This is a genomic window from Micromonospora sp. NBC_00858, assembly GCF_045207365.1.
Classification (GTDB): Bacteria; Actinomycetota; Actinomycetes; order Mycobacteriales; family Micromonosporaceae; genus Micromonospora.
The window spans coordinates 2,554,271-2,578,885 of the sequence record NZ_CP108828.1 but is presented as its reverse complement, the minus strand read 5'-3'; the positions used below and the strand labels follow the sequence as shown (position 1 = coordinate 2,578,885).

Below are 24,615 nucleotides of genomic sequence, written 5' to 3'. Positions count from 1 at the left end.
GATGTAACCGTGCCGGCCTGGCGGGTGTTCCTGGCGGCTGGCTACAGGGGGATGTAACCGGGGCGGCCGGTCGGGTGTTCCCGGCGGCTGCCGCGCACCGGGCCAGGGGGCCACGGTCGCATGCCAGGTATAACGACCCGGGCCGGCCCCCGATTCCACGCTGAGGGTGGCCCCAACCACGGGACGACCCACCCCAAACGGGACGACACCCCCAGCCCGCCACGGGCCGACAACCCCATCCCACCCGTCCGCCCCACAACCGGGACCCAACCGGCGATCTACCCGAGCGCGTGCACCCCGTCGGGCCTCGCATCCCGAACCGGACACCACACCCACGTGGCAGCCCACGTCGACCGGCGTCAAGCCGCGCGCTTTCCGGGAAAGTGCGCCTCCCGGCGCGCCGAGGCCACACTTTCCCGGAAGTGCGCAGACCTAGGAGGCCGCCGCCGGGGTCTGTGGATCTAAAGGTGTTTCCGGCCTGACCTGCCGGGCGTTGTGCCTGGTGAGGAGGGTGCCGTGATGACCGCGACACTGAACGACCAGACTGGACGTAAGAAGCGGCCCGAGCCGTCGGCGGAGGCGAAAGCCGCGGCCGAGTTGGTGCGGGCCGCGAAGGAGCAGGGCCTGTCGCTGACCGGCCCGGATGGGCTGCTGAAGCAGTTGACCAAGACGGTCCTGGAGACCGCGTTGAACGAGGAGATGACCGAGCACCTCGGCTACGAGAAACATGATCCGGCCGGCGTCGGCGCGGGCAACATCCGCAACGGCACCAGGCCGAAGACGGTGCTGACCGACGCATCGGGGCCGGTGCCAATCGATGTGCCGCGGGATCGGGCTGGCACGTTCGAGCCCCAGATTGTCCGTAAGCGGCAGCGCCGCCTGTCGGGGGTCGACGAGGTGGTGTTGTCGTTGTATGCCAAAGGTTTGACGACTGGGGAGATCAGCGCGCACTTCGCCGAGATCTATGGCGCCTCGGTCAGCAAGGAGACCATCTCCCGGATCACTGACAAGGTGATCGAGGAGATGACCGACTGGTCGCACCGGCCCCTGGATGAGATCTACGCGGCCGTGTTCATCGACGCCATCGTGGTCAAGGTCCGCGATGGGCAGGTCGCGAACCGGCCGTTCTACGCCGCGATCGGGGTCACCCTCGACGGGGAGAAGGACATCCTCGGGCTGTGGGCCGGCACGGGTGGTGAGGGTGCGAAGTTCTGGATGAGCGTGTTGACCGACCTGCGCAACCGGGGCGTGAAGGACGTGTTCTTCCTCGTCTGCGACGGCCTGAAAGGCCTGCCGGAGGTCGTCACGAACGTGTGGCCCCGCACGGTGGTGCAGACCTGCATCATCCATCTGATCCGCAACACGTTCCGGCTGACCTCACGCAGGTACTGGGACGAGTTGAAGCGGGACATCAAGCCGATCTACACCGCGGTCAACGCCACCGCGGCCCGGGCCGCGTTCGACGACCTGGCCGACAAGTGGGGCGGGCGGTATCCCGCGGTGATCCGGTTGTGGGACAACGCCTGGGCCGAGTTCATCCCGTTCCTCGACTACGACCTCGAAATCCGCACGGTCATCTGCTCGACCAACGCGATCGAGTCCCTCAACGCCCGCTACCGCCGAGCGGTCAAAGCCCGTGGGCATTTCCCGAACGAGCTGGCCGCGTTGAAGTGTCTGTACCTGGTGACCCGGTCCCTGGATCCCACCGGAGCAGGAAGAACCCGATGGACGATGCGCTGGAAACCCGCGTTGAACGCCTTCGCCATCACCTTCAGCGACCGCTTCCCAGCCGCTGAAACCTACTAACCAAGATCGCCGGAAACACCGTTAGCGAGACAGCCCCCGCCGCCGCGCGCCGGGCGGGTGCGTGCTTTTGAGCGTGATGACTGTGAGGTATCAATATGACTCTGAGGTATCACTTAGGTTCAAGGAGTCGTTGCAACACCGGCTTGTTGGATAGATCTTAGGTGATCGTCGAGGGCTTCTGCGGGGGTCTTCCAGCCCAGGGCCTTTCGTGGCCGGCTGTTGAGGGCGGCGGCGACGGCGTCGAGGTCGGTGATGCTGTGTCGGGATAGGTCGGTTCCCTTGGGGAAGTACTGCCGTAGCAGACCGTTGGACGCTCCTATGTTTGTCAAGCTCCGTGCGGGAGGTTGGTGGAGGGTGTCGGCTGGCGGGTCGCGGCTTGGATGCGGCGGTAGAGCCGGCGGGCAAGGATGCGTTTGAGGCTGCGACGGACGTCGCGGTGGGTTTTGCCCTGGACGGTGCGGTTGGCTTCGTAGTCGCGTGACTCTTGGTGGCAGCGTAGGCGGGTGATCGCGATCGTATGGAGGGCGCGGTTGAGGTCACGGTCCCCGCCGCGGTTGAGCCGGTGGCGGGTGCGTTGCCCGCTGCTGGCCTCCAGAGGGGCGGCGCCGGCGAGGGTGGCGAACGCGGCCTCGCTGCGGACCCGGCCGCGGTGCGACCAGCTCACCAGCAGCTGGGCGGCGACGACCGGACCGGCGCCGGGTTCGGCGAGCAGGACCGGGCCCGCGGGGTGGCTCTTGACGAGGGCGAGCAACTCGGGGTCGAGCTCGGCGGTCTGGGCGAGTAGGAACCGGATCCGGGCGGTGATCGACTGCAGGGTCAGAATCGTGATCCGGTGCTCGACGCTCGCGCCAGCGGGGCTGCGGAGCTGTTCGACGCGGGCCAGTTGCTTGATCAGTCGAAGCCCTCGCAACTGTGCGCGTAGATGCTCGGGCGCGACCACGATCAGACTCTTGAGTTCGTTGATCGCTTTGGTTCGGCTGACCAGGACTGCCTGCCGGGTAACGAGAATCTGACGCAGCGCTTCACGCAGGCCCCGTTCACGGGGCGCGGCTTGGTCTTCCTGGCCAATGCGGTTCGAGCGGCCTGGACTGCGTCGATACGGTCGTTCTTCGCGCCGCGGGATCGCTTTCCACCGGTGATCTCCACGATGTCTTCGCCTGCTTCGGCCAAGACCATGACCAGTCCGGCGGCGAAGCTGCCGGTGCCCTCCAGCGCCCAGACCCGACGGCCGGGCGCGTGTTCGCGGGCCCAGGCCAAGAGCCGCAGGTAGCCGGGTCCATCCGCTCGGTCGGCGAGGTGGCCACGGACCCCGCCGGTGACCGTGTCGAGGATGGCCAGGTCGATCGTGTCGCGGTCGGGGTCACCACCGATGACGAAGTCGTAGTGCTCTGCCAGCATTACCATCCGGTTGTCCTTCCCGAGGGCGAGCGCCGGTCGACGCCGACCTGGGAGAGGTCACCTGTCGCGGCAGCACTGTGAGGAGTCACGCCTGCGGGCGGACAAGCTCCTGATCAAGCCAAGACGAGTGGGTCAGGCCGGTGTCGGCTGCTCGGGGGACGGGTCCAACGCAAGGCACACCTGTCGGTGGCCAGTGTTCTCGAGAGTCACCTCATGCAGCCGGCACCAGCCTGCCGGTCTGACCCTCCCGGGCCACCAACAGACTCACAGTGTTCTCGTTGGTTCCGCGTTGCCATGGACTGTGGGGGTCGCAGAAGTAGACCTCGATCCCGGTGTCCAGGCGCAGCCGCGCGTGCTGGGTCATCTCCGATCCCTGATCCCAGGTCAGCGATCGGCGTAGTTGCTCGGGCAGGGTGGTGATCTGGCCGGCGATCGCGTCGCGGACCGCCTCAGCACCGTGTCCGGCCAACGGCGGGCCGTTCTTCACGACCGGTTGCTGGCCGTGTCCTTCCATGCGGGGTAGGTGCAGCAGCATCGTGAAGCGGGTGGTGCGCTCGACCAGCGTGCCGATCGCGGACCGTTGCAGGCCGATGATCAGGTCGCCTTCCCAGTGCCCCGGGACAGCGCGGTCGTCGGCTTCGGCCGGCCGTTGACTGATCATGACTTCGGGGCTGAGGAAGTGCTGGCCCCGCCTGCGGGTCCGGGCCTGCGGCACCCGCAAAGCTCGTCCGGTGCGCAGGCACGCCGTCAGCTCCCGGCGCAGCGTGCCGCGGCCTTGAACGTAGAGCGACTGGTAGATCGCCTCGTGCGAGATCCGCATCGACTCATCATCGGGGAAGTCCAGCCGCAGCCGGCGGCTGATCTGCTCCGGGCTCCACGCGGTGCCCCAGCGACGGTCGGCGCGACGTCCGTGGCGGCGTCCCTTCCACGGCACGTTCGGACCTGGAATCGGCCGGCCCTCGCCGTCAGTGACCGCCCCGGCAAGCCGTTCCTGAACATAGTCGCGCAGCCGCTGGTTAGCGGCGAGCTTGGCGACCTTCGGCCGACGGCCGCGGCGTTCGGCATGCCACTGCGCGACCGAGGCCCGATACTCCAGCCGACCGCAACGGGTGGCCGCGTTGCGGCGCAGCTCCCGCGAGATCGTCGACGCATCACGGCCGATGAGCCGGGCAATCTCACGCACGCCCTTGTCCTGGGCCTTGAGCAGCGCAATCTCCTCCCGCTCGGCGATCGACAGGTACCGGCCTGACGGCGGCTTGAGACACAGCGGCGGCATGCCGCCACCGTGACGGAACCACCGTCCGCCCACCGGCTGCGACACACCGCAGGCCAGCGCGGCTTCCTCGCTCGACAAGCCTTCGGCGATCCGCCGCCAGAACTGTCGCTGGACATCCCTGGCGTTCAGGTCCGGCCGTCCTGGTGACCGCATCGCCGGTCGACCCGTCATCGCGGTCACCCAGCCCGGTGGTCTCCCCATTCGCACACCCCTTGATCGAGGTGTTGCGACGACCACTGGAATCCGCCTCACGCTCAACAGTGCGGATGGCCCCCGTCGTTGACGCGCGCGGCTGCTGGTCTTCCAACCGGGCTAGCGGCCGGGAGGCCGGGATCGACGGACGGCGCGCGGCGCGCGGGCGAAAGGCCGGTCTGCGAGGGTCAGCCCAGGACCAGGCCGGGGTCGGGTTCCGGGTCGGGGGTGGGGCCGGGGACCTGGTACTCCTCGGTGAGGGTGGTCATCGGGCCGGGCCAGGTGGCCTGGGCGACCTCGATCGGCTTGCGGTGACCGTCGTAGGCGACGTGCAGCAGGTGCAGCACCGGCGTGTCCGGCCGGATCTGGAGGGTCTCGGCCTCCTCCCGACTGGGCTGGCGGGCGCTGATCGTGTCGGTGGCCGAGACGTAGCGCCTCCCGGTGGCCTCTTCGGCTTCCTGGTAGAGCGGTCGACCGAACGCCTCGGCGCGCTCCAGCGAGGTGCCGGCGGTGTCGGCGGGCAGGAACCAGGAGGCGCCCACCTCGACGGGGGAGTCGTCGGTGCGTACCAGGTGCCGACGGCAGAGCAGGTCGGTGCCGTCGGGCACCCCGAACGCGTCGGCCACCTCGGCGGGGGCGGGGGAGCGGCCGACCGAGACGAGCTGCTGGCGGTACCGGGCCGCCAAATCGGTGTGGTAGCCGCGGAAGCCGCCGTACCGGCCGCGGGAGAGCCGGTTGAGCCGGCGGCGGGTGCCCCGAACGTACGTACCGGATCCGGGTTTGGTGATCAGGATGCCCTCGACCCGCAGTTGGTCGACGGCGCGTTGCACGGTCTGCTTGGCGACGCCGAACATCTCGGCGATGGCCGGGATGGACGGCAGTCGCTCGCCCGGCCCCCAGTCGCCGCGGCGGACCTGGGCCTTGAGCTGAGTGGCGATCTGCCGGTGCGGGAACTCGGCGGCCCCGGGGTTGATCTGCACATCCGCCTCCTTGATCACAGCTAGGTTCCTAGGATGCCTTAGCGGGTGTGACGCCGCCATCCCAGACACGCCAAAACAGGACCGCAAACACGAAAACGGGCCCCGGACCCAGGTCCGGGGCCCGCACGAGACGGGGTGGGAGTCGCTACCAGGAACCGGCGGTGGGGCCGGCCGAGCCGCCCCGGCGCCGCAGGTACTTCTCGAACTCCTGCGCGATCTCGTCACCGGTCAGCGGGGTGATCCCCTCGTCGCCGACCCGCTCCTCCAACTCACGGACGTACTCGCCGAGCTCGGCGTCCTGCTCGGCGGCGCTGCGCACCCGCTGCTCCCACTCGGCGGCCTCCTCGGCCAGGTCGGCCATCGGCACCGGCAGGTCGACGACCTCCTCGACGCGGTGCAGCAGGGCGAGGGTGGCCTTCGGGCAGGGTGGGTTGTTGGCGTAGTGCGGCACGTGTACCCAGAACGAGACGGCGTCCACCTCGGCGCGGGTGCACGCGTCGTGCAGCACGCCGACGATGCCGGTCGGCCCGTCGTACCGGGTGGGGGTGAGCTGGTAGCGCTCCGCGGCCTCGGCGTCGGAGGCGCTGCCGCTGATCGGCAGCGGCCGGGTGTACGGCACGTCGGCGAGCAGCGCGCCGAGCAGGACCACCCGCTCCACCTCAAGGCTGTGGCAGATTTCCAGCACCTGCTCGCAGAACGTCCGCCAGCGCATGCTCGGCTCGATGCCCCGGATCAGCACCACGTCCCGCTCGGTGCCCTCCGGGCTGGCCACCATGAACCGGGTCGTCGGCCACTCCACCCGACGGGTCTCCCCGTCGGCCATCGTGATGGTGGGGCGGCTGACCTGGAAGTCGTAGAAGTCCTCCGGATCCAGCTCGGCGACCTGCCGGGCGTTCCAGACCTGCTCGAGGTGCTCGACGGCAGCGGTGGACGCGTCGGCGGCGTCATTCCAGCCCTCGAACGCGGCGATGGCCACCGGGGACCGCAGCACCGGCAGTCCGTCGAACTCGGTCACGCCGTCACCTCACCCTGCTCGTCGCGGCCGGCACCGGGACCGCACCCGGTCATCGAGCCGTCGGGCACGGCGGTGTCCCTGTTGTGCTTCACGTCCGTCAGCCTACGTGGCGGGCGGGGGTGCGGCCCGTCGGCCGCGCCGGTCGGGCAGACCGTCAAGCGGTCATACAGTGGCGAACTGGACAGGTGATCCCCCTGACACAATATGGGATCGGGGGTGGAGGGCAGTTGGTACGGCGGAGCCCGCACTAACCTGAACGGGTGCGGACTTCGTTGATGGATGTGCTGGCCGACCGGATCCTCATCGCCGACGGTGCGATGGGCACGATGCTGCAGGCCGCGGACCTCACGCTTGACGACTTCGACGGGCTGGAGGGCTGCAACGAGATCCTGAACGTCACCCGGCCGGACGTGGTGCGCGGGGTGCACGACGCCTATCTGGCCGTCGGCGCGGACTGCGTGGAGACCAACACGTTCGGTGCCAACCTCGCCAATCTCGCCGAGTACGACATCCCGCACCGCATCCGGGAGCTGTCCGAGGCGGGGGCCAGGATCGCCCGGGAGGCCGCCGACGCGGCCAGCACCCCGCAGCGACCCCGGTTCGTGCTCGGCTCGATCGGTCCGGGCACCAAGCTGCCCACCCTCGGGCACGCCGCCTACGCCACCCTGCGTGACGCGTACCAGGAGAACGCCGCGGGGTTGATCGTCGGCGGCGCGGACGCGCTGATCATCGAGACCTGCCAGGACCTGCTCCAGGTCAAGGCGGCGGTGGTCGGGTCGAAGCGGGCGATGGCTGAGCTGGGCCAGCCGGTGCCGATCATCTGCCACGTCGCCGTGGAGACCACCGGCACCATGCTGGTGGGCAGCGAGATCGGTGCGGCGCTGGCGGCGATCGAGCCGCTCGGGGTGGACCTGATCGGGCTGAACTGCTCCACCGGCCCGGCGGAGATGAGCGAGCACCTGCGGTACCTGTCGCAGCACTCACGGATCCCGCTGTCGGTGATGCCGAACGCCGGCCTGCCCGTGTTGACCGCCGATGGGGCGTACTTCCCGCTCACTCCGGTCGAGTTGGCCGACGCGCTGGAGCGGTTCATCACCGAGTACGGCGTGTCGCTGGTCGGCGGCTGTTGCGGCACCACCCCGGAGCACATCCGGGTGCTGTCCGAGCGGCTGCACGGCGTCAGCGCCACGGCCCGCGAGCCGCAGCACGAGGCGGGCGTCTCCTCGGTCTACCACCCGGTGCCGTTCGCCCAGGACGCGTCGGTGCTGATGGTGGGGGAGCGGACCAACGCCAACGGTTCCAAGGCGTTCCGGGATGCGATGCTCGCCGGGGACTGGCGGGCCTGCGTGGAGATCGCCCGCAGTCAGGCGCGCGACGGCTCGCACCTGCTCGACCTGTGCGTGGACTACGTCGGCCGTGACGGCACCCAGGACATGCGGGAGCTGGCCGGCCGGTTCGCCACGGCGTCAACGCTGCCGATCATGCTGGACTCCACCGAGCCGGGCGTCGTCGAGGCCGGGCTGGAGATGCTCGGCGGCCGGTGCGTCGTCAACTCGGTGAACTTCGAGGACGGCGACGGTCCCGACTCCCGCTACGCGCGGGTGATGCCGATCGTCCGCGAGCACGGCGCGGCGGTCGTGGCGCTGCTCATCGACGAGGAGGGGCAGGCGCGTACCCGGGAGTGGAAGGTCCGGGTCGCGGCGCGGCTGATCGACGACCTGACCGGCCGCTGGGGGATGGACCGCGCTGACATCCTGATCGACGCGCTGACCTTCCCGATCGCCACCGGGCAGGAGGAGACCCGCCGCGACGGCATCGAGACGATCGAGGCGATCCGGGAGATCGCCCGCCAATACCCGGGGGTCAACTTCACCCTGGGCATCTCGAACATCTCCTTCGGGCTCAACCCGGCGGCCCGGCAGGTGCTCAACTCGGTGTTCCTGCACGAGTGCGTACAGGCCGGGCTGACCTCGGCGATCGTGCACGCCAGCAAGATCCTGCCGATGTCGAAGATTCCTGACGAGCAGCGCGAGGTCGCCCTGGACCTGGTCTACGACCGGCGCCGCGAGGGGTACGACCCGGTGCAGCGCTTCCTCGAACTCTTCGAGGGAGTCGACGTGACCAGCGCCCGGGCCAGCCGGGCGCAGGAGCTGGCGGCGCTGCCGCTGGACGAGCGGCTCAAGCGGCGGATCATCGACGGTGAGCGCAACGGCCTGGAGGCCGACCTGGACGCCGCGATGGCCGGCGGCCGGGCCCCACTGTCGATCATCAACGACATCCTGCTGGACGGCATGAAGGTGGTCGGCGAGCTGTTCGGCTCCGGGCAGATGCAGCTGCCGTTCGTGCTCCAGTCCGCCGAGGTGATGAAGACCGCGGTGGCCTACCTGGAGCCGCACATGGAGACCGCGGAGGACGGCGGCAAGGGCCGCATCGTGCTGGCGACCGTACGCGGCGACGTGCACGACATCGGCAAGAACCTGGTCGACATCATCCTGTCCAACAACGGCTACGAGGTGGTGAACATCGGCATCAAGCAGCCGATCAGCGCCATCCTGGACGCCGCCGAGCAGCACCGGGCCGACGCGATCGGCATGTCCGGGCTGCTGGTCAAGAGCACCGTGATCATGAAGGAGAACCTCGCCGAGATGGCCACCCGCGGCGTCGCGGAGCGCTGGCCGGTGCTGCTGGGCGGTGCGGCGCTGACCCGGGCGTACGTCGAGGACGACCTGCGGTCGATGTTCCCCGGGCAGGTGCACTACGCGCGGGACGCGTTCGAGGGGCTGTCCCTGATGGATCGGGTGATGACCGCCAAGCGCGGCGGCGCCCCGGTGATCGACCCGGAACGCGAAGCGGCCCTGGCGGCCCGTCGGGCCCGCCGGGAACGGCAGCGGTCGATGGTCACCGAGTCGCTGCCGGAGCTGCACGACTCGTCGGTCCGCTCCGACGTGGCCGAGGACGTGGCGGTGCCCACCCCGCCGTTCTTCGGCACCCGGGTGGTCAAGGGTGTGCCGATGGCCGACTACGCGGCGCTGCTTGACGAGCGGGCCACCTTCCGTGGGCAGTGGGGGTTGAACGGCGCCCGGGGCGGCAACGGACCGTCCTATGACGAGCTGGTGGAGACCGAGGGCCGCCCGCGGCTGCGCTACTGGCTGGACCGGCTGATCGCCGACCAGGTGCTGGAGGCCGCCGTGGTGTACGGCTACTTCCCGGCGTACTCCGAAGGCAACGACCTGGTGGTGCTGGACGAGAACGGGCACGCGGAGCGGGCCCGGTTCTCCTTCCCCCGGCAGCGGCAGGAGCGGCGGCTCTGCCTGGCGGACTTCTTCCGGCCCAAGGGCGACCAGCTCGACGTGGTCGCGTTGCAGCTGGTCACCGTCGGCCAGCCGGTCAGCGAGTACGCGGCCAAGCTGTTCGCCCGCAACGAGTACCGCGACTACCTGGAGGTGCACGGGCTCTCCGTGCAGCTCACCGAGGCCCTCGCCGAGTACTGGCACCGGCGCATCCGCGCCGAGCTGACCCTGCCCGACGGTCGCACGATCGCCGATGGCGACCCGGCGGACCTGGCCGGCCTGCTGCGCAACGACTACCGGGGCTGCCGGTACGCGTTCGGCTACCCGGCCTGTCCGGACCTGGAAGACCGGGCGAAGATCGTGGAGCTGCTCGGGTCGGAGCGGATCGGGGTGGAGCTGTCCGAGGAGTTCCAGCTCATGCCGGAGCAGGCCACCGACGCCATCGTGGTCCACCACCCGGAGGCCAGCTACTTCAACGCCAAGTGACGGCCGCAGGTGCGCTGACCTGCAATTTAGGTCGTCCAGAGGGCCGCTGAACCATGATCATGCCGTCTCCAGGCCGTCAACGGCTTCCGGGCCGTCCTCGGCGGCTTGGTCCTCACCGAACGCCGCATCAATGGCCCGGAGCGTACGGTCCTCACTGGTCGGCAGCAGGTGTGTGTAGGTCCGCAGAGTGAATCCCGGGTCGGCGTGGCCGAGGTAGGTCAAGGCGGCCCTTGACGGGCCGCACGCGCCGCCGCCTGGGCGCGCGCCGGCCGCGCCGCTGTCGCTCTGCGGCCGTCACGCCTGACGCCCGGCGGCTGGCGCGGAAAGCGGGAAGCCCGGTGGGCCGCCGCAGAACGACAGATCGTTGACGAGTGAGGGGTGGGCCGGCAGCCGGCCGGGCCGCGCGGCCACGTGCCCGCGCGGCGTAAGGGAGCGCACGCCGGCCGCGTCGGCGAGCTGGCGGCGGCCGCAGGGTTGCGGCTAGGGCGCCTCCGGCGGGGGCGCTCCGGCTCCAGGATGGCCGGGGCTCCGCCGGCGGGTCGCGGTCCGTGAGTGGTTACGGTAGCGCCATCCCACCGCCGAAGACCCGGGGCGAGCCGAGCAGACCGCCGCCGGGACCGCCAGCGTCCGTCCGTGCGTCAAGGCCGTCTTGACGTGGCGGCCCCGACGGCGGCCCGCTCCCACAAGGGCGGGTCGGCGGCGACGGGATGGCGAGGTTCCGCTGGCTGGGTCAATGCCTCACCAACACGCATGCGACACGGGGCGGGTCGAGCATCCACCCGGCCCCCCAGCTATTGATGGGGTCGCCAGATCTTGTCGGCGGCTGCGGGGTGGCGGCTGCGTCGATCGTTTGGGCAAGGGCCGTCAGAGTGGGTCGAGGCGGCGCTTGAGCAGGCAGAACTCGTTGCCTTCTGGATCGGCGAGGACGTGCCAGGACGCATCCGCAGGCTGACCGATGTCGACGAGTTTGGCCCCGGCGGCCAGGAGGCGCTCGAGCTCGGCGTCCTGATCGCGGTCGGTGGGGTTGACGTCGATGTGCAGCCGGGCATGCCCGTTCTTCGGCTCGTCGTTGCGGATGAGGAAGATCGTCGGCTGCGGGCCGCCGAACCCTTCGCGCGGGCCTATCTCGATGTAGACCCCCTCTTCGCGATCGAGCACTATGAAGTCCAGGACCTCGCACCAGAACCGCGCCAGCACCTCGGGGTCGCGGCACTTGAGCACGAGCTCACCGATACGGCATGCCATTGACGAAACCTACTCTCAGCATGGGAACTGCCGGGGCGGCCGCACGCGGATATCATGGGCTCCCTGCAGTGTGAACAAGCCCGCGATCGTACCGGGCGAGGCGAGCGGGGCTGGACGAGGGTGCCCGTCGGGCTGAGCCCTGACGGTCGTCAGTCAGCAGGAAGTCAGCGAGACGCGCGACAACAGCCGTCAACCGTTGGTACGGGACAGCAAAGTCCCGGACGACAACACCAGTCGTCGGCATTGATCAGCAAGCATCAACTGTGTGGAGCCGCCTTTGCAAGGCAGGGGTTAGGGGTTCGAGTCCCCTGGGCTCCACCGACCGCACCATTGTGCGAACCGGTGGTACTCCTGAGGTGCCCCCGTCCGTTTCGGGCGGGGGCATTGTCGTGTCGGTGGGGATCTTGAACACGGGTACGACTCCCTGGTCGGTGAGTTGGACTTCGGCGATGAGTACCTCGATGGCGGCTTTGCGTTCGGTGGCGGTGCCGCTGGTCATGATGGTGCTGAGGTGGTCGCGGATGCGGGCGATGGTGCCGGGCGGCGGGGGTTCGGGCTGCGATGTCAGGCCGGCGTCGAGTTCGGTGTGCCGGGCCTGGAGTTGGGCGAGCCGTTGGCGAAGTTCGCGGATGCGGGGGCCGGCGGTGGCGTCGTCCATGGTGCCGTTCTCGAACGCCGCGTGGTAGCGGTCGATCGCGTTTTCGGTGCTGGTGATCTGGTGGGCGATGGCGGTGAGTTCGGCTCGCCGGTCGTCGCTGGTGGTGTCGTGTTGGGCGTGGGCGCGGTCGATCATGGCGGCGAGGACGGGTTCGGCGGTGGTGTAGAAGTCGTGCAGGGCCCGCAGGATCATGTGGTCGAGGTCGTCGGCGGGGAGCCGGGGTGCGGTGCAGGTGGCGTGTTTGCCGTAGCGGGTGCGGGTGAAGCAGGTGTAGTAGCGGTAGCGGCGGGTCCGGCCTTTGGCGGATGTGCCGATGTAGCGCTGTCCGCACTGCGGACATGTCAACAGGCCGGTGAGGTAGTAGTCCGAGTCGGACATGGCCCGCTGGGTTTGGACGTCGCCTCGGGCGTTGGCGATGTCGTGGGCTCGTCGGAAGGTGTCCCGGTCGATGAGTGCGTCGTGGGCGTCGGGGACGAGGATGTCGCGGTAGGCGATGTCCCCGAGGTAGGCGGGGTTGTCCAGGATCCGGTTGATGGTGTGTCCGGACCATTTTTTGCCGGTGCGGTTGGGGACGCCGCGGGAGTTCAACTCGGTGGCGATGGCGCGGGTGCCGAGACGGTCGCGCGTGTAGAGGTGGAAGATGTCGCGCAGGATGGGTGCCTCGTCTGGGTGGGGCACCAGGCGTTGGGTGTCGCGGTCGACGAGGTAGCCGTAGGGGCGGTTGCCGCCGGCCCATTGGCCTTTGCTGGCTTTCGCGGTCATGCCACTCTTCACCCGGTCGATGATCATGTTGCGTTCGAATTCGGCGAACACGGCGAGGAATTGCAGCATCATGCGACCGATCGCACCGCCGGTGTCGACGGGTTCGGTGGCGGAGGAGAATCGCACGTTGGCGGCGTCGAGGGTGGCGGCGAGATCGATGAAGTGAGCGAGGCTTCGACTGAATCGGTCTACTCGGTAAACGAGTAGGACGTCGAACATGCCGGCTTTCGCGGCGTCGAGTGCCTTTTTCAAGCCGGGGCGGTCGGTGGTGGCGCCGGAGGCGTCATCTTCGAATTCGCAGACGATGACCCAGTCGGGGTGGCTCTCGACGTACTTACGCAGGGCGGTGCGTTGGGCGAGCAGGCTGAAGGGCTGGTGCTCGTCGTCGGTGGAGCGCCGGATGTAGATGCACACCCGGCACGGGCCGGTCGAACTGTCGGGCTGGGTGCTCGTGGGGGCGCGTCGGCCGCGTCGCTTCGGTGCGCTGGTGGGGGTGGGCTTGCCTGACATGAGGGTGGTTCCTCCGTGCGGGGGTCGGGGTGGCTCGGCCGACGGGCGGCCCACGCGCGGGTGGCCGCCCGTGTCGGGCGAGGGTTTCAGGCGGCGAGGTCGGGGTGTTCGCGCCAGAACTGGTTGAGTAGGACGGCGAGGGCTTCGGCGGCGTTGTCGAGGTCTTCGGCGGTCATGGGAATGGTATCGACGCGTGCGATACGCATCGGAATCGTCGTTTCCTTTCCGCCGGTCGAGGTGGTTCTCGCACCGCCGTTATTGGTGGCGGTACCGGAATACGGGTCGTCAGGATAGCTCCGGACGGCATTTTCGTCGTCATGGGGCGCGGTGGCCACGGTCCTCCGAAAAGCGTGTGTCGCTGCTGGGGTCGGAGTCCTTCGTTCATGCGGTTTCCTTTCCTGCGCGAATGCGCGAATGCGCGCGATGATCCGATTGATGCGGGAGAGCCCACTGGCGGCGGTCACGGCTGCCTGGCGTGAGGGGCGCGGACGATAGCTCGCAGCGCTGTCACCGGCAGACGATTCGGACTGTCAGCGACTCACGACAACTCACGCAGGGGTCGGAGAGCGGCTGACAGTTTCGAAGGCTTGCTGTCGTGGCGAGAGCAGAGGTACCGTCGGCCCTTCCTCGACGGGAGAAAGGCGCGGACAGCTACCGCTCGCACGCGCGCCGCGGGGCCGCCTGATCAACGGTGGGATGGCCCTTGTCGCCGCCTGTGTGGGCGCGTGTCCGGTCACCGGGGATGGGTCCGCCGCTGTGGGTCAGCCGGCCTGTTCGCTGCGGCTGCCTCCGACAGGGAGGTCGGCCAAACGCATCGACGCCCCGCGGTAGCGGTGCAGCCACCACATCGCCTCGGCCGGGGTGACGCCAGTGACCTCGGCGTGCACGGCGGTAGCCACCGGGTAGATGGTCCCGGCGGCGGCGAGTTCCTGATGTAGGTGCCGCTCCCGTTCCGGGGAGTGCAGCCAGAACAACACCGGCCAGATCCGGCCGGTGGCGTGCGCGAGTTCCCGGTAGCCGTCGATCTTGTCGACCAGTCGGGACAGCGGCCGTTCGGTGCCGAGGTCGTACTCAAGGAAGAACGGCACCCTGCGGTCGCCTTCGACCCAGATGCCGTGCCCATCCGGCCGCGACCTCGGCGTATAGGCGCGGGCCGCGACGTCGTCGTCGGGCTCGGCGAAGGCCCCCGTCTGCTGGCAACGTCCAGCCGGCCACCAGCGCGTTAACTCGCTGCCGGGATGGGTGCGGGCGTGACCGGCCAGGGCGGTGAAGAAGCCGTTGACCCCGAGCAGATGCGGCAGGTTCGCCCGCCTCGTCAGGTGCCAACGCTTCCGCCGGGCCTGGTCCCTGCGCGGCAGGTCGTCGCCGCGCTGCGCGGCGACGACCTCGACGCCGAGTTGCGCCAGCACGTAGTGGTAGGGGTAGGAGCCGCCGTCGGGCTTCTGCGGCCGGAACCGGTCCACTACCCCCAATTTCTGCATCAGGGCCCGCAGGCGTTCCTGGGCGTAATCGACCGAGGGGAAAAGGGCATTGGCGATCTGGAAGGAGGTGAGAACACCGTGATCGGCCAGCCAGCCGAGCAGGACGAGGTCGCGGCCGGTGAGCTGGGCCTGCACCCGAAGCAGCTGATCAGGCATGCGCCATCACCATCCCAGGGGGGAGAGACCCAGTCGGAGGGTCTGTCGCATCATGACAGACGGCGCTGACAGCGGCCCTGACCTGGGCTGTGAGCCGAACCAGAGGGTCCGTTCGGGGGTCCTGTTGAAGCGGGACGCCAAGTGGGAGAGTCGGCCGGACCCGCAACGGGAGGTCAAGCCCGTCGCTGTCCATGTGGAGACGATCAGGTGCGGATGGGTCAGCGAGGTTTGCTGACCCGTTCGAGCAGATGATTGCGGACATCGCAGATAGAGCCTTTCGATAGGAGTTCGGGCCGTACGGCAACGTGGGTCGGCCGAGCCAGGTCCACGCCTGGCGGGGTGGTAACCGATTGCTTTCGCGCGGTCGCTGTCCGAAGAGGTAGCGTCCATCGATTGAAGTGATGTAGCCGCACGTGTCCAGCCGACCGACTTTCGGGGGTTGCATGCCATGCCTGGGCGGCAAGCGATCGATCCAGCGTTCGGGACGTGTCTGAAGGCGCTGCGGTTGAAGCGGCGCCTGTCGCTTCGTCGGCTTGGTCAGCAGATCCACTGCTCTCACGGCTACCTGTGGGATCTGGAGGCCGGTCTGAAGCGTCCGAGCCCATCCGTGCTGGCGCTTCTTGAGGCGGCGTTGGGCGCGGGCGGTGAGCTACTCGCGTTGGCATCGGTGGTGTCAGCCGACGCTGGTGAGTCGTCAGCAGCCGCGGTTACCTCCGGTCCGACCGTGATCCCGGGGCTAGAGTTCGCAGCGGATTGGCAACGCGGTGTTGCCGTGGCGACCGAGCTGTGGCGGGACGATATGCAACGGCGGGATCTGCTCCGAGGCGTCGGCTTCAGCGCGGCGGCGTTTCTTTCACCAGCCGTGCGCTGGCTGACCGCGCCATTGGACGAGCGACCCTCAAGCGCTGGTGAGCGCCTCGTCGGGGAACCGGAAATCGAAGCGGTGCGGCGCATTACCGGCGTCTACCGGTCGCTGGACAACCAGTACGGCGGGACGCGGGTCCGAGACAGTGTGGTGCGGTTTCTCGACACCGAGGTGGCTGGGCTGCTACGCGGCCGATACGACCAACGAACAGGCCGAGCCCTGATGTCCGCTGCTGCCGAGGCGACGCAGCTGGCCGGTTGGTCGTCGTACGACGCCGGCATGCACGGGCTCGCGCAGCGATACATGGTGCAGGCGTTGCGACTGGCCGCCTCAGCGGGTGATCGACCGCTGGGCGCGGAGATCCTGGCGGCGATGAGTCACCAGGCGGCTTACCTCCGTGCCTCGGCGGAGGCGGTGGATCTGGCTCGTGCGGCCGGGCTGATGGCGATTCAGGCCGGCGTCACGGCGATTGAGGCGGAGTCGGCGGTACTTGAGGCGCAGGGCCACGCGGTCGGGGGCGACGAGGCGGCGTGTGCCGCCGCGCTCGACCGGGCCGAGCGCGCCTTCGACCGCGCCGACCGCGGCAGCGGCCCGCAGTGGATTGGCTACTTCGACGAGGCGTACCTGTCGGCGAAGTTCGGGCACTGCTTCACCGCCCTGGGGCAGGGGAAGACAGCGGCACGCTTCGCGGTCCGCTCGCTCGACATGGACGGCCAGGCTTACGCCCGCGGACGCCAATTCAATCTCGCGCTCCTGGCGGTGGCTCACGTGCAGTCCGGCGAACCCGAACAGGCTGCCGTCGTAGGTGTGCAGGCGGCTACGGCAGCAGAGCAGTTGAGCTCTCGCCGAGCGCGGGACTACCTGGCCGACCTAGCCGATCGGCTCAGCCCCTACCAGGGGCTATCTGCCGTCAACGAGTTCAACGAGCGGGTCCAGCCGCTTCTGCGATCGGCCTAGATTCGCCCGGATGCCTTGGCGAGCAGAGCGGCGAGCAGACCGGTGACCGAGCCCGCGCCAACGATCTCGCCCGCGTCGATGCGTTGCTGAACCTCCGACAGCGGGATCCATCCGAGCCGTTCGGTCTCGTTGATGTCCGGCGCCGCGCCAGTGGGCTCGGCACCTCGGGAGAGGTAGACGACGTTCGGTTGATCGATGGTCCCCACCATGGGCTGGAAGGCGACCAGCGGCTCCATGCTCTTCGGTCGCCACCCTGTCTCCTCCTCGACCTCCCGGGCTGCGCACACGGCCGAATCCTCATCCGGGTCGAGGTAACCGCCGGGAAGTTCCCACACCCAGCGGTCGATGATGAATCGGTGCCGCCACATCATCAGGACCCGGTCGGCGTCGTCGAGAACAACCACCATCGCGGCAGCCGGGACACGCAGTACGTACTGCTCGAAACGCACGCCATCCGGTAACTCCACGTCGGCGACGCTGAGTACCGCGCGTCGCGTGTCGTCGATAACGCGCTCGCCGTGAATCGTCCACTCGCTGGCCCGTCGGGCGTCCGTGGTCATGGCATCACCCTAAATCAGCCATCGGTGTCCTTGCTTGTCCGGGCAGAAGCGTCGGCTGACACCGGCTGACACCGGCACCGCCCCTCTCACGCTCCGTTGGCGCGAGGCTACTGATCGACGGATGTGGTGGTCACATGCGACGGGTCAGGTGGCCCGACCCCGGTGCATTCGTCAGTCCTGCCGCCCCTCGACGGGAGATAGCAGATGACCAGCGCCACGGCAGCCAAGACCACCGCAGGGACAGACGGCACCGCGCCCAGATACAGCCGGGACGTGCTCCGCTCCTTCCTCCACGACAGGTCGCCCACCTCGAACGAGCGATGGCGCCGATGGTGCACCGGACTGATCCGAGACGCTCACCTCAGCGCGCCGGATCTGCTCGACTGGTGGACTGAGGTTGTCGAGTTCGACCCTGTGCTCCGCAGACACGTCACGCGACCCATCGACGTGCCAGACGACACGGTGGTCGTCGCCGGCAGCGGCAAGGAACAGTTCAAGACCTTCAACGTCAGCACCGCTGCGGCGATCCTCGCCGCCGCAGCCGGCACCCCCGTTGTCAAGGGTGTCTCCCGGTCGGTGTCCGCGATCTCGGGCGCCGCTGACATCCTCGACGTCCTCCGGATCAGGCCCGTGGCTGACCTGGCGAGCATCCCGGACGCGATGCGGAAGACCAACATCGCCTTCGTCTCCTACCCGCTGTTCTGCCCCCGGTACGCGGCCAGGTATGACGGCGTCTTCGACACCATCAACCCCGCGAGCTTCTTCATGCCGGTGGCGACGCTGTGCGTGCGGGCATCCCGCTTCCTGTTCGGCCTCGCCCACACCGACGTGGAGCTGTCAGCACGCGCCCTTCAGAGCATCCGGCCCGACATCCCCGCCGGGGCGGTCGTCTCGACCGACCTCACCGACGGCGAGACCGTGGACGAGTACTGCGGCGTCGGCAACGCGCACCTCGCATGCATCACCTCCGGACTGTTGAGCGCGACCATCCGCGCGAACGATGCTCCCACGAGGGAGTGGCGCGCCGCCGTTGCTCATCGACCGACCCACGCAGGCAATGCCGCACTCGCCGCCGAAGCACTCGCACCCGCCGGCGACACACCCGCCACCCGCCTTGTCGAGCTGAACGCCGCGCTCATCGTCGACTCCGGTGCAGCCGCCAAGGACTCGCTCCAGCGGGTGCGGCACGCCCGGCGATCTGGTGAAGCCATGCGCCTGCTCACGAGGCTGTCCGAGAGCCGATAACCCCACATCAAGGAGGGCAGATGCCAGCCATTTCGATGGACCAGCACACCGCCGAGGCCGTCGCCGGACACCTGGGACCGGCCGCGATCCGCTTCACCCACAACGACGGCGCCGTACCGGTCCTGGACCCTGACGTACGCGACTCGATGGCCATCGTCACCGGATTCGGCCCGACGAACGCGCCGACCGCCGGCACCCTGTCGGTCATGCTCGGCGCGGTGGAACTTCAGCGGCAGCTACACGCGCCGATGACGGTCATCATCTCCGACCTCGGCGCGTGGAACTCCCGCAACGTCGCCTGGTCGACCCTGGTCCAGGTCCGCGACCAGATGTTCGCCTTCCTCATCGCACTCGGGCTGGACCGCGACGCCACCGACCTGCGGTCCCACCTTGACCACGCCAACCTCGTGCGCGCCGGACGCATCGCCCGATACCTCTCCCGGGCCGACTTCCAGGAGCACCGCGAGAGCCTGCTGGAGCTGTACGCCGACCACGGCCTGCTCGGCAGCGAAATCGGAGTGGTCACCGACTCGCTGTACACCGTGGCCGACGTACTCGGCCCCTTCGACCACGGCGCCAAGCACGTCCTCATGGTCTCCGGCATGGAAGAGGCGTACTTCACCGACCTCGCCCGCCTCGTCCTCGAACGTCAGGCCAACGCCCGCGAGTTGGGCCTCGGTTGGACCGGGAACATCGGCGCGCTGTACTTCCGTGTGCTCGAAGGGCTCGCCGGCTACCCCAAGATGTCCAAGAGCATTCCGGCGTCGAGCATCCACCTCAACATGTCGCCCCACGAAGTGGCCGAGCGGGTGATGCGCGACGATCAGACGAGCCAACCCGCGGTGCTCTCCGCGATCGAGCTTGCCAGCGGGTGGGATGCCACCTCCGCCGCTGCCGCCCGCGAGGCGTTCGCGCACCGCGAGGCCCAGCCAGGCCCGTGGCACGAGATCCGAGCCGAGTTCTGTGCGACCTTCAACCGGTACGCCACGCTGTGGAAGCAGTCCGCCTCGTGACAACTGCGGTGGTGCTCCTCGGCGCCTCCGGGCGCCTGGGCCGTCAGCTGGTGCCGCTGCTGTCGGCCGCTGGCATCGACACGATCGCGGTGGCACGCTCACCCGGCATCGGCAAGCCGAGCGCCGCTGAGTGGATCTCCGCTGACCTCACGAACTGTGCGGACCAGACGAGGGTCGTCAACGCCGTCGGTCTGCGATGCGGTGGTCCGAAGCGGGTGGCCGTTATCGACCTGGTCCTCGACCGCAGCGGTGTCGAGGGCATGCGGCGCAGCGTTCGAGCCGCGACCGACACTGTGCTGCGGTTGCGGGATCGGCTTCGGGAGTGCGCCGCCCAGCCCCACCTGGTCGCTGCCAGCACCACCGCCGTTCTCGCCCCAGGCCTGTACCAGACGCCCTACGGGCTGGCGAAACGGCGTCAGGTCATCACGTACGCCAGCGCCGGTCTACCCGGTGTGGCACTGCTGCTCCCCGTGTTGCGCACGGGCGAGGAAGAGGCAGCTTCACCGTGCTGGCCGGCGTGGTCGTACGACCACGCCGCGCACCAGCTCCATGTGGCGGCAAGCGCGCCGCTCAGCTCCCGATTCGTCGTCCAGGTGCCCAGCTTTGTCGGTGACCACCCGGCCACGAGTGACGGGCGGGGCGGCGCAGCGACGTCGGCGGTGCTGATGGCTCACCTCCGGTGCCTGCTGACCGAACGCGACAGCATGCAAGCCCACCGGAGCGCCGCTCGCGGACGGCTGCGTTGGTCTCCAGCTCGCATCCGGCGTCGAGTCGACCATCACGTCGCACCCGCGGAGCTCGTCCGCCGCTTCGCCGACCGCTACCACGTCACGGTTCTCCGAGATCGCGATGTCCATCGTCCCGACGGAGGAGGCGTGCCACCTCATGCCTGATTCGAGGAGAAAGGTCTTGGTCGTCGGTGCCGGGCTGTGCGGCTTGGCTATCGCCACGACCGCCGCCCGGCGCGGGTTCGACGTCCTTTGCGTAGGCGACGGCCGTCCCGGAGCGTCCTTGGCGAACTTCGGACAACTGCACTCCGGCGCTGTCCTGGCACCGGTTCTACCTGACGTCGCCGAGGCCTGCTGGCAGTACAGGAACGACTGGCCAGACGAATTACTCCGCCCCGCCCTGGTAGGCGAGCCGCATGGCTACGCCCTGTTCGCCGAGACCGAGGCCGTGCACACGTACCGCACTGCCTGGCAGCACATCGGCATCGATGTCGAGGAGATCAGCCCGGACCGCTCACCCGCGAGGGCGGCTCATCCTCCCGCTGCCGCCGCCTTTCGTATCCCGGACTTCAGCGTCAACCTCGACATCCTGCACGCCCGCACCAGAGCATTCGCGCACGACTGCGGGGTGTCGCTGCTGTCGCAGCGCCGGACCACGCTGAGACGCAACCAGGAGACGACGCTGGTGACCGTCCCCGACCTCAGCGACAGCCCCGCCCTGGTCGTGTTGGCAGCCGGTGCCGACACTCCCGACCTGCTGGCTCGGGCGGGCATCGCGCACACGCTCCGGCAACGTCGCATCGCGTGGAGTCGGCACGCCGGTGCCCGACCGGATGCCCTGACCTACTGGCTCGACGGAGACCTACTGGCCATCAGCCCCGACCACGCCGACGCCCGCGTCGGCCTGCCAAGCGTCAACGGCGAGTACGGCACGGACGAAATCGAGTACGCGCGGATCCGGGCGGCGCTCGTCCGGCGCGGGCTGCACCGGTCAGATGCCGATCTCAGCCTGCAATGGGGAACTGTCTGCGAACCTGTGACAACTCGCGCTGCTCCGACCAGCTTCGTGGCGGATCTTCGTGATCCCCCCGCTGGTTGGAGTCGAGCCCCCAACCTGGTCGTCGCGGTGCCCGGCAAGTGGACCACCGCGTGGCACTGCGCCGAACGCGTCGTCAACGCCCTCGAACAGGAACGTCAGCTCAGCTGATTCCGACGGCGTCGCGGACCCGCTCAAGCACCGGCCGGGTCTGCTTGCGGGCCTTGTCCGCACCATGCGCCAGCAGGTCGTCAAGCTCGCTACCCGAAGCCACGAGCGCCTCGTACCGGTCGCGCATCGGCGCGAACCGATCGTTCAACGCCTCGGTCAGCTGCGCCTTGACCTCCCCCCAGCCCATTCCGCCCGCGATCAGCCGAGCCCTGGTCTCGGCGACCACGGCGGGGTCACCGAACCGCTCCAAGAGCGTGAACACGGAAGAGGAGTCCGGCTCCTTGGGTGCCTCTACCGGGACGCTGTCTGTCGTGATCCGACGGATGACCTTCTTCAGGGCCGGCTCCGGGGCGAACAGCGGGATCGTGTTGCCGTACGACTTGCTCATCTTCCGGCCGTCAGTGCCGGGCAGCGTGTGCGCGGTCCCTTCCTCGGGCACGACGGGCTTCGGGATCTTCAGCTTGTACCGGTCGCCGTAGATGCTGTTGAACGAGCCCGCGATGTCGGCGGCGTACTCGACGTGCTGAAGCTGGTCGCGGCCGACCGGCACCACGTCAGCCTCGACGATCAGGATGTCGACAGCCATGAGCACGGGGTAGTTGAACAGACCCATGTTCACGCCCGCGTCGAGGTCTTCCCTACCGGCCTCGCGGTTGCGGTCACGCGCCGCCTTGTACGCGTGAGCCCGGTTCATCAGCCCCTTCGCGGACATGCAGGACATCACCCACGCCAGCTCGAAGATCTCCGGGATGTCGGACTGGCGGTAGAAGGTAGTCCGGTCCGGGTCCAAGCCCGCGGCCAGCCAGGTCGCCGCGACCGACCGGGTGTAATGCCGCAACAGAGCAGGATCACGGACCGTCGTGAGCGCATGGTAGTCAGCGATGAAATACATCGACTCGTAGCTGTCCGCCAAGTCGAGCGCGGGCAGGATCGCACCGACGTAATTACCCAGGTGCGGCTCGCCCGTCGGCTTGATGCCCGTCAGCGAGACCTTACGCGCCGTAGAACCCATACCCCGACATTACTATGCGGCCGAGTCTGGTCGATGTCCTTGTCGGCCTTGGCGAGCGGTGGATGGACCTGTCAGTTGGTCGGCAAGAAGAGCATTCTCGGCAAGTCCGCCATGCTGCTGAAGAGCGCGTCAGCGCCATCGAGCGTCCGATCTCTCGCCGGCACGAAGCCGAGTACCCGCATACCCGCCGCCCGAGCAGCGGCGATCCCGGACTCGCTGTCCTCTACCACCACACAGCGCCGTGGGTCGGCGCCCAGCCGCTCGGCCGCCAGGAGGAAGACATCCGGGGCCGGCTTGCCCCGCATGACGTCGGCGGCGGTGAAGATCCTGTCCTCGAAGTAACCCGCGAGTCCACTCGTCCGCAGCGTGAGGGCCACCTTCTCGGCCCGCCCGTTCGACGCTACGCAGAACGGAAAATCCAGCAGGCGGATCACGTCCAGCACGCCGGGCACCGGACGTACCCGAGCACGAAGGGCCTCGTCAACAGAGCGCGTGAGCGAGTTGAACCATCCCACCGGGGCGGAGGTGCCCAGTAGCGCGACGACCCGATCAGTGGCCCTGTCCTGGGCCAAGCCCGCGAACTCCCGCTCGCACTCCGCGTCGGTGATCTCCACGCCGAGCTGCCGTAGCTGCTCCGCCAGCACACCCGCGACGATCGACTCGCTGTCAACGAGCACCCCGTCACAGTCGAAGATGACGAGGTCGGGCCGACGTCCATGGGTCACTTCGCTGCCCGCTTCGCGATCACCCTTCACACCTCGATTCTTCCCCGTCGAGCGGTCCCGCGGCGAGATGCGAGGACAGCGCCAACCGATGCCCTGAGGCTCCGGCAACGCGGGGCGAATCGCCTGTACCGAGGGTTGGGAGAGGGTTTTACGCTGGTGTCGGCTCTCTGCGGTGTGCGGCGAGCACGGACCCGACGACGATCGCTGCGAGCCCGAGGATTGCGAACACGCTGATCTGCTCGCGGAGGAAGGCCACGCCGAAGGCGACGGCGAAAGCGGGTGACAGGTAGAACGCCAGGGCGGCGCGGGCGGGGCCGACGCGGGTGATGAGCGCGTAGAACAGGGCGAGCGTCGCGCCGGTGCACACGATCCCGAGGACGAGGAGGGCACCTGTCGCTTCCGCTCCGGGTAGCCGCGTCGGGATCGTCGCGGAGGCCGGAACGACCACGGCTGCGGTGGTGACGAGCATGGCGGAAGTGGCGACGCCGAGGGGCGGTGCCTCGGTGTACCGGCGGTGGATCATCATCGCGCCAGCGGCGTAGCACACGGCCGCGACGAGGATGAGCGCGCCGCCGATCAGCGCCATGCGGCCTCCGCGCAGGTCGATGCCGAAGAGCATGACCACGCCGACCAGGCCGAGGATGATGCCGGTCAGGCCCTTCCAGCCTTGTGGGCGTTCGTCGGGCGCATAGCGGAGGGCGATGAGCGCGACGAACAGGGGTTGTGCGCCGACGAGGATGCCGGCGACGCTGGCCGAGACGTACTGCTGCCCGTAGGTGAGTAGCAACAGTGGCGCGGTGGATTGCACGAGCACCGTCTCGATGATCGCCCGAGGATTACGCCAGATCAGCCAAAGGGCGTCCCGGCGTACCGCGAGGGGAAGCAGGAGGAGCGCCGCGAGGAACACTCTCCCGAGGACAACGAGCGTTGGCGAGAGGTCGCGCAGGGCGACGGTGATGAGCGGATAGACCGCGCCCCAGAGGGCGGACAGGGTGACCAGTTCGATCCAGGAGCGGCGGGTCACAGCGGGTCGGGGCGTGTCGGCGTG

At 68.8% G+C, this 24,615-nt stretch carries 19 protein-coding genes and 2 pseudogenes; 7 read left to right on the top strand and 14 right to left on the bottom strand.

The window, feature by feature from the left end; genetic code table 11:
• Window positions 1-519: 519 nt before the first annotated feature.
• On the top strand, window positions 520-1,806 hold the full coding sequence (locus OG990_RS12120) for an IS256 family transposase (protein WP_406078358.1): 1,287 nt from the start codon (window positions 520-522) through the stop codon (window positions 1,804-1,806).
• Window positions 1,807-1,925: 119 nt separating this feature from the next.
• Here the strand turns inward: OG990_RS12120 and OG990_RS12115 are convergent.
• From OG990_RS12115 to OG990_RS12090, 6 genes and pseudogenes are all read right to left on the bottom strand, one after another.
• Window positions 1,926-2,117, bottom strand: a pseudogene (locus OG990_RS12115) (transposase); the annotation flags it as partial.
• A 14-nt stretch (window positions 2,118-2,131) separates the two neighbouring features.
• On the bottom strand, window positions 2,132-2,746 hold the full coding sequence (locus OG990_RS12110; protein WP_406079111.1) for a transposase: 615 nt from the start codon (window positions 2,744-2,746) through the stop codon (window positions 2,132-2,134).
• Between the two features lie 2 nt (window positions 2,747-2,748).
• Window positions 2,749-3,204: a hypothetical protein gene (locus OG990_RS12105; protein ID WP_406079112.1), complete on the bottom strand. Its 456-nt coding sequence runs from the start codon at window positions 3,202-3,204 to the stop codon at window positions 2,749-2,751.
• A gap of 256 nt (window positions 3,205-3,460) precedes the next feature.
• Window positions 3,461-4,681, bottom strand: a pseudogene (locus OG990_RS12100) (IS30 family transposase); the annotation flags it as partial.
• 179 nt (window positions 4,682-4,860) lie between these two features.
• A complete protein-coding gene (locus OG990_RS12095) occupies window positions 4,861-5,652 on the bottom strand; it encodes a GntR family transcriptional regulator (RefSeq protein ID WP_328426651.1) in 792 nt (263 codons plus the stop codon).
• 145 nt (window positions 5,653-5,797) lie between these two features.
• Window positions 5,798-6,667, bottom strand: a complete 870-nt coding sequence (locus OG990_RS12090) for a PAC2 family protein (protein ID WP_328416948.1) — start codon at window positions 6,665-6,667, stop codon at window positions 5,798-5,800.
• Between the two features lie 275 nt (window positions 6,668-6,942).
• On the opposite strand from OG990_RS12090, the gene metH reads away from it, so the two are divergent.
• The gene (gene metH / locus OG990_RS12085; protein WP_406081733.1) at window positions 6,943-10,443 is read left to right on the top strand and encodes a methionine synthase; all 3,501 of its coding nucleotides are present in this window, start codon (window positions 6,943-6,945) and stop codon (window positions 10,441-10,443) included.
• Window positions 10,444-11,307: 864 nt separating this feature from the next.
• Here the strand turns inward: metH and OG990_RS12080 are convergent.
• The 4 genes from OG990_RS12080 to OG990_RS12065 all read right to left on the bottom strand — a co-directional run bounded on the left by OG990_RS12080 (window position 11,308) and on the right by OG990_RS12065 (window position 15,255).
• Entirely contained in the window at window positions 11,308-11,688 is a 381-nt protein-coding gene (locus OG990_RS12080; protein ID WP_073837923.1) for a VOC family protein, read from the bottom strand.
• 247 nt (window positions 11,689-11,935) lie between these two features.
• Window positions 11,936-13,618: a recombinase family protein gene (locus OG990_RS12075; RefSeq protein ID WP_406080456.1), complete on the bottom strand. Its 1,683-nt coding sequence runs from the start codon at window positions 13,616-13,618 to the stop codon at window positions 11,936-11,938.
• A gap of 86 nt (window positions 13,619-13,704) precedes the next feature.
• On the bottom strand, window positions 13,705-13,953 hold the full coding sequence (locus OG990_RS12070) for a hypothetical protein (protein WP_387194344.1): 249 nt from the start codon (window positions 13,951-13,953) through the stop codon (window positions 13,705-13,707).
• Window positions 13,954-14,379: 426 nt separating this feature from the next.
• On the bottom strand, window positions 14,380-15,255 hold the full coding sequence (locus tag OG990_RS12065) for a replication-relaxation family protein (protein ID WP_406080454.1): 876 nt from the start codon (window positions 15,253-15,255) through the stop codon (window positions 14,380-14,382).
• Between the two features lie 448 nt (window positions 15,256-15,703).
• Here OG990_RS12065 and OG990_RS12060 point away from each other — a divergent pair, with 448 nt between their 5' ends.
• Window positions 15,704-17,077, top strand: a complete 1,374-nt coding sequence (locus OG990_RS12060; protein ID WP_406080452.1) for a helix-turn-helix domain-containing protein — start codon at window positions 15,704-15,706, stop codon at window positions 17,075-17,077.
• Here the strand turns inward: OG990_RS12060 and OG990_RS12055 are convergent.
• Entirely contained in the window at window positions 17,074-17,637 is a 564-nt protein-coding gene (locus tag OG990_RS12055; RefSeq protein ID WP_151491843.1) for an NUDIX hydrolase, read from the bottom strand. The genes OG990_RS12060 and OG990_RS12055 overlap by 4 nt on opposite strands.
• 462 nt (window positions 17,638-18,099) lie before the next feature.
• Between OG990_RS12055 and OG990_RS12050 the strand changes: the two genes are divergently transcribed.
• From OG990_RS12050 to OG990_RS12035, 4 genes are read left to right on the top strand one after another with little or no spacing between them, the layout of a single operon-like run.
• The gene (locus tag OG990_RS12050; RefSeq protein ID WP_406080450.1) at window positions 18,100-18,882 is read left to right on the top strand and encodes a hypothetical protein; all 783 of its coding nucleotides are present in this window, start codon (window positions 18,100-18,102) and stop codon (window positions 18,880-18,882) included.
• 20 nt (window positions 18,883-18,902) lie between these two features.
• Window positions 18,903-19,895 carry a hypothetical protein gene (locus OG990_RS12045; protein ID WP_406080448.1) on the top strand — a complete coding sequence of 331 codons (993 nt, stop codon included), beginning with the start codon at window positions 18,903-18,905 and terminating at the stop codon, window positions 19,893-19,895.
• Window positions 19,892-20,788 carry a hypothetical protein gene (locus tag OG990_RS12040; RefSeq protein WP_406080446.1) on the top strand — a complete coding sequence of 299 codons (897 nt, stop codon included), beginning with the start codon at window positions 19,892-19,894 and terminating at the stop codon, window positions 20,786-20,788. Before OG990_RS12045 ends, OG990_RS12040 begins: the two co-directional genes overlap by 4 nt.
• The gene (locus tag OG990_RS12035; protein ID WP_406080444.1) at window positions 20,745-21,830 is read left to right on the top strand and encodes an FAD-dependent oxidoreductase; all 1,086 of its coding nucleotides are present in this window, start codon (window positions 20,745-20,747) and stop codon (window positions 21,828-21,830) included. The genes OG990_RS12040 and OG990_RS12035 overlap by 44 nt, the downstream gene beginning before the upstream one ends.
• Here the strand turns inward: OG990_RS12035 and OG990_RS12030 are convergent.
• The 3 genes from OG990_RS12030 to OG990_RS12020 form a co-directional block, all read right to left on the bottom strand.
• Window positions 21,823-22,842, bottom strand: a complete 1,020-nt coding sequence (locus OG990_RS12030; protein ID WP_406080442.1) for a tryptophan--tRNA ligase — start codon at window positions 22,840-22,842, stop codon at window positions 21,823-21,825. The genes OG990_RS12035 and OG990_RS12030 overlap by 8 nt on opposite strands.
• Before the next feature lie 71 nt (window positions 22,843-22,913).
• Window positions 22,914-23,567 (bottom strand): HAD family hydrolase, encoded by a 654-nt coding sequence (locus OG990_RS12025; RefSeq protein WP_406080440.1) that lies wholly within the window; start codon window positions 23,565-23,567, stop codon window positions 22,914-22,916.
• 148 nt (window positions 23,568-23,715) lie between these two features.
• The gene (locus OG990_RS12020) at window positions 23,716-24,591 is read right to left on the bottom strand and encodes a DMT family transporter (protein WP_406080438.1); all 876 of its coding nucleotides are present in this window, start codon (window positions 24,589-24,591) and stop codon (window positions 23,716-23,718) included.
• Window positions 24,592-24,615 lie beyond the last annotated feature (24 nt).

What these genes read in the sequence shown, in the direction of transcription:
- OG990_RS12105 (WP_406079112.1), bottom strand. Translation starts at nt 3,204, where the DNA reads ATGCTGGCAGAGCACTACGACTTCGTCATCGGTGGTGACCCCGACCGC.
- OG990_RS12060 (WP_406080452.1), top strand. Translation starts at nt 15,704, where the DNA reads ATGCCTGGGCGGCAAGCGATCGATCCAGCGTTCGGGACGTGTCTGAAG.
- OG990_RS12080 (WP_073837923.1), bottom strand. Translation starts at nt 11,688, where the DNA reads ATGGCATGCCGTATCGGTGAGCTCGTGCTCAAGTGCCGCGACCCCGAG.
- OG990_RS12120 (WP_406078358.1), top strand. Translation starts at nt 520, where the DNA reads ATGACCGCGACACTGAACGACCAGACTGGACGTAAGAAGCGGCCCGAG.
- OG990_RS12030 (WP_406080442.1), bottom strand. Translation starts at nt 22,842, where the DNA reads ATGGGTTCTACGGCGCGTAAGGTCTCGCTGACGGGCATCAAGCCGACG.
- OG990_RS12065 (WP_406080454.1), bottom strand. Translation starts at nt 15,255, where the DNA reads ATGCCTGATCAGCTGCTTCGGGTGCAGGCCCAGCTCACCGGCCGCGAC.
- OG990_RS12045 (WP_406080448.1), top strand. Translation starts at nt 18,903, where the DNA reads ATGCCAGCCATTTCGATGGACCAGCACACCGCCGAGGCCGTCGCCGGA.
- OG990_RS12055 (WP_151491843.1), bottom strand. Translation starts at nt 17,637, where the DNA reads ATGACCACGGACGCCCGACGGGCCAGCGAGTGGACGATTCACGGCGAG.
- OG990_RS12075 (WP_406080456.1), bottom strand. Translation starts at nt 13,618, where the DNA reads ATGTCAGGCAAGCCCACCCCCACCAGCGCACCGAAGCGACGCGGCCGA.
- OG990_RS12035 (WP_406080444.1), top strand. Translation starts at nt 20,745, where the DNA reads ATGTCCATCGTCCCGACGGAGGAGGCGTGCCACCTCATGCCTGATTCG.
- metH (WP_406081733.1), top strand. Translation starts at nt 6,943, where the DNA reads ATGGATGTGCTGGCCGACCGGATCCTCATCGCCGACGGTGCGATGGGC.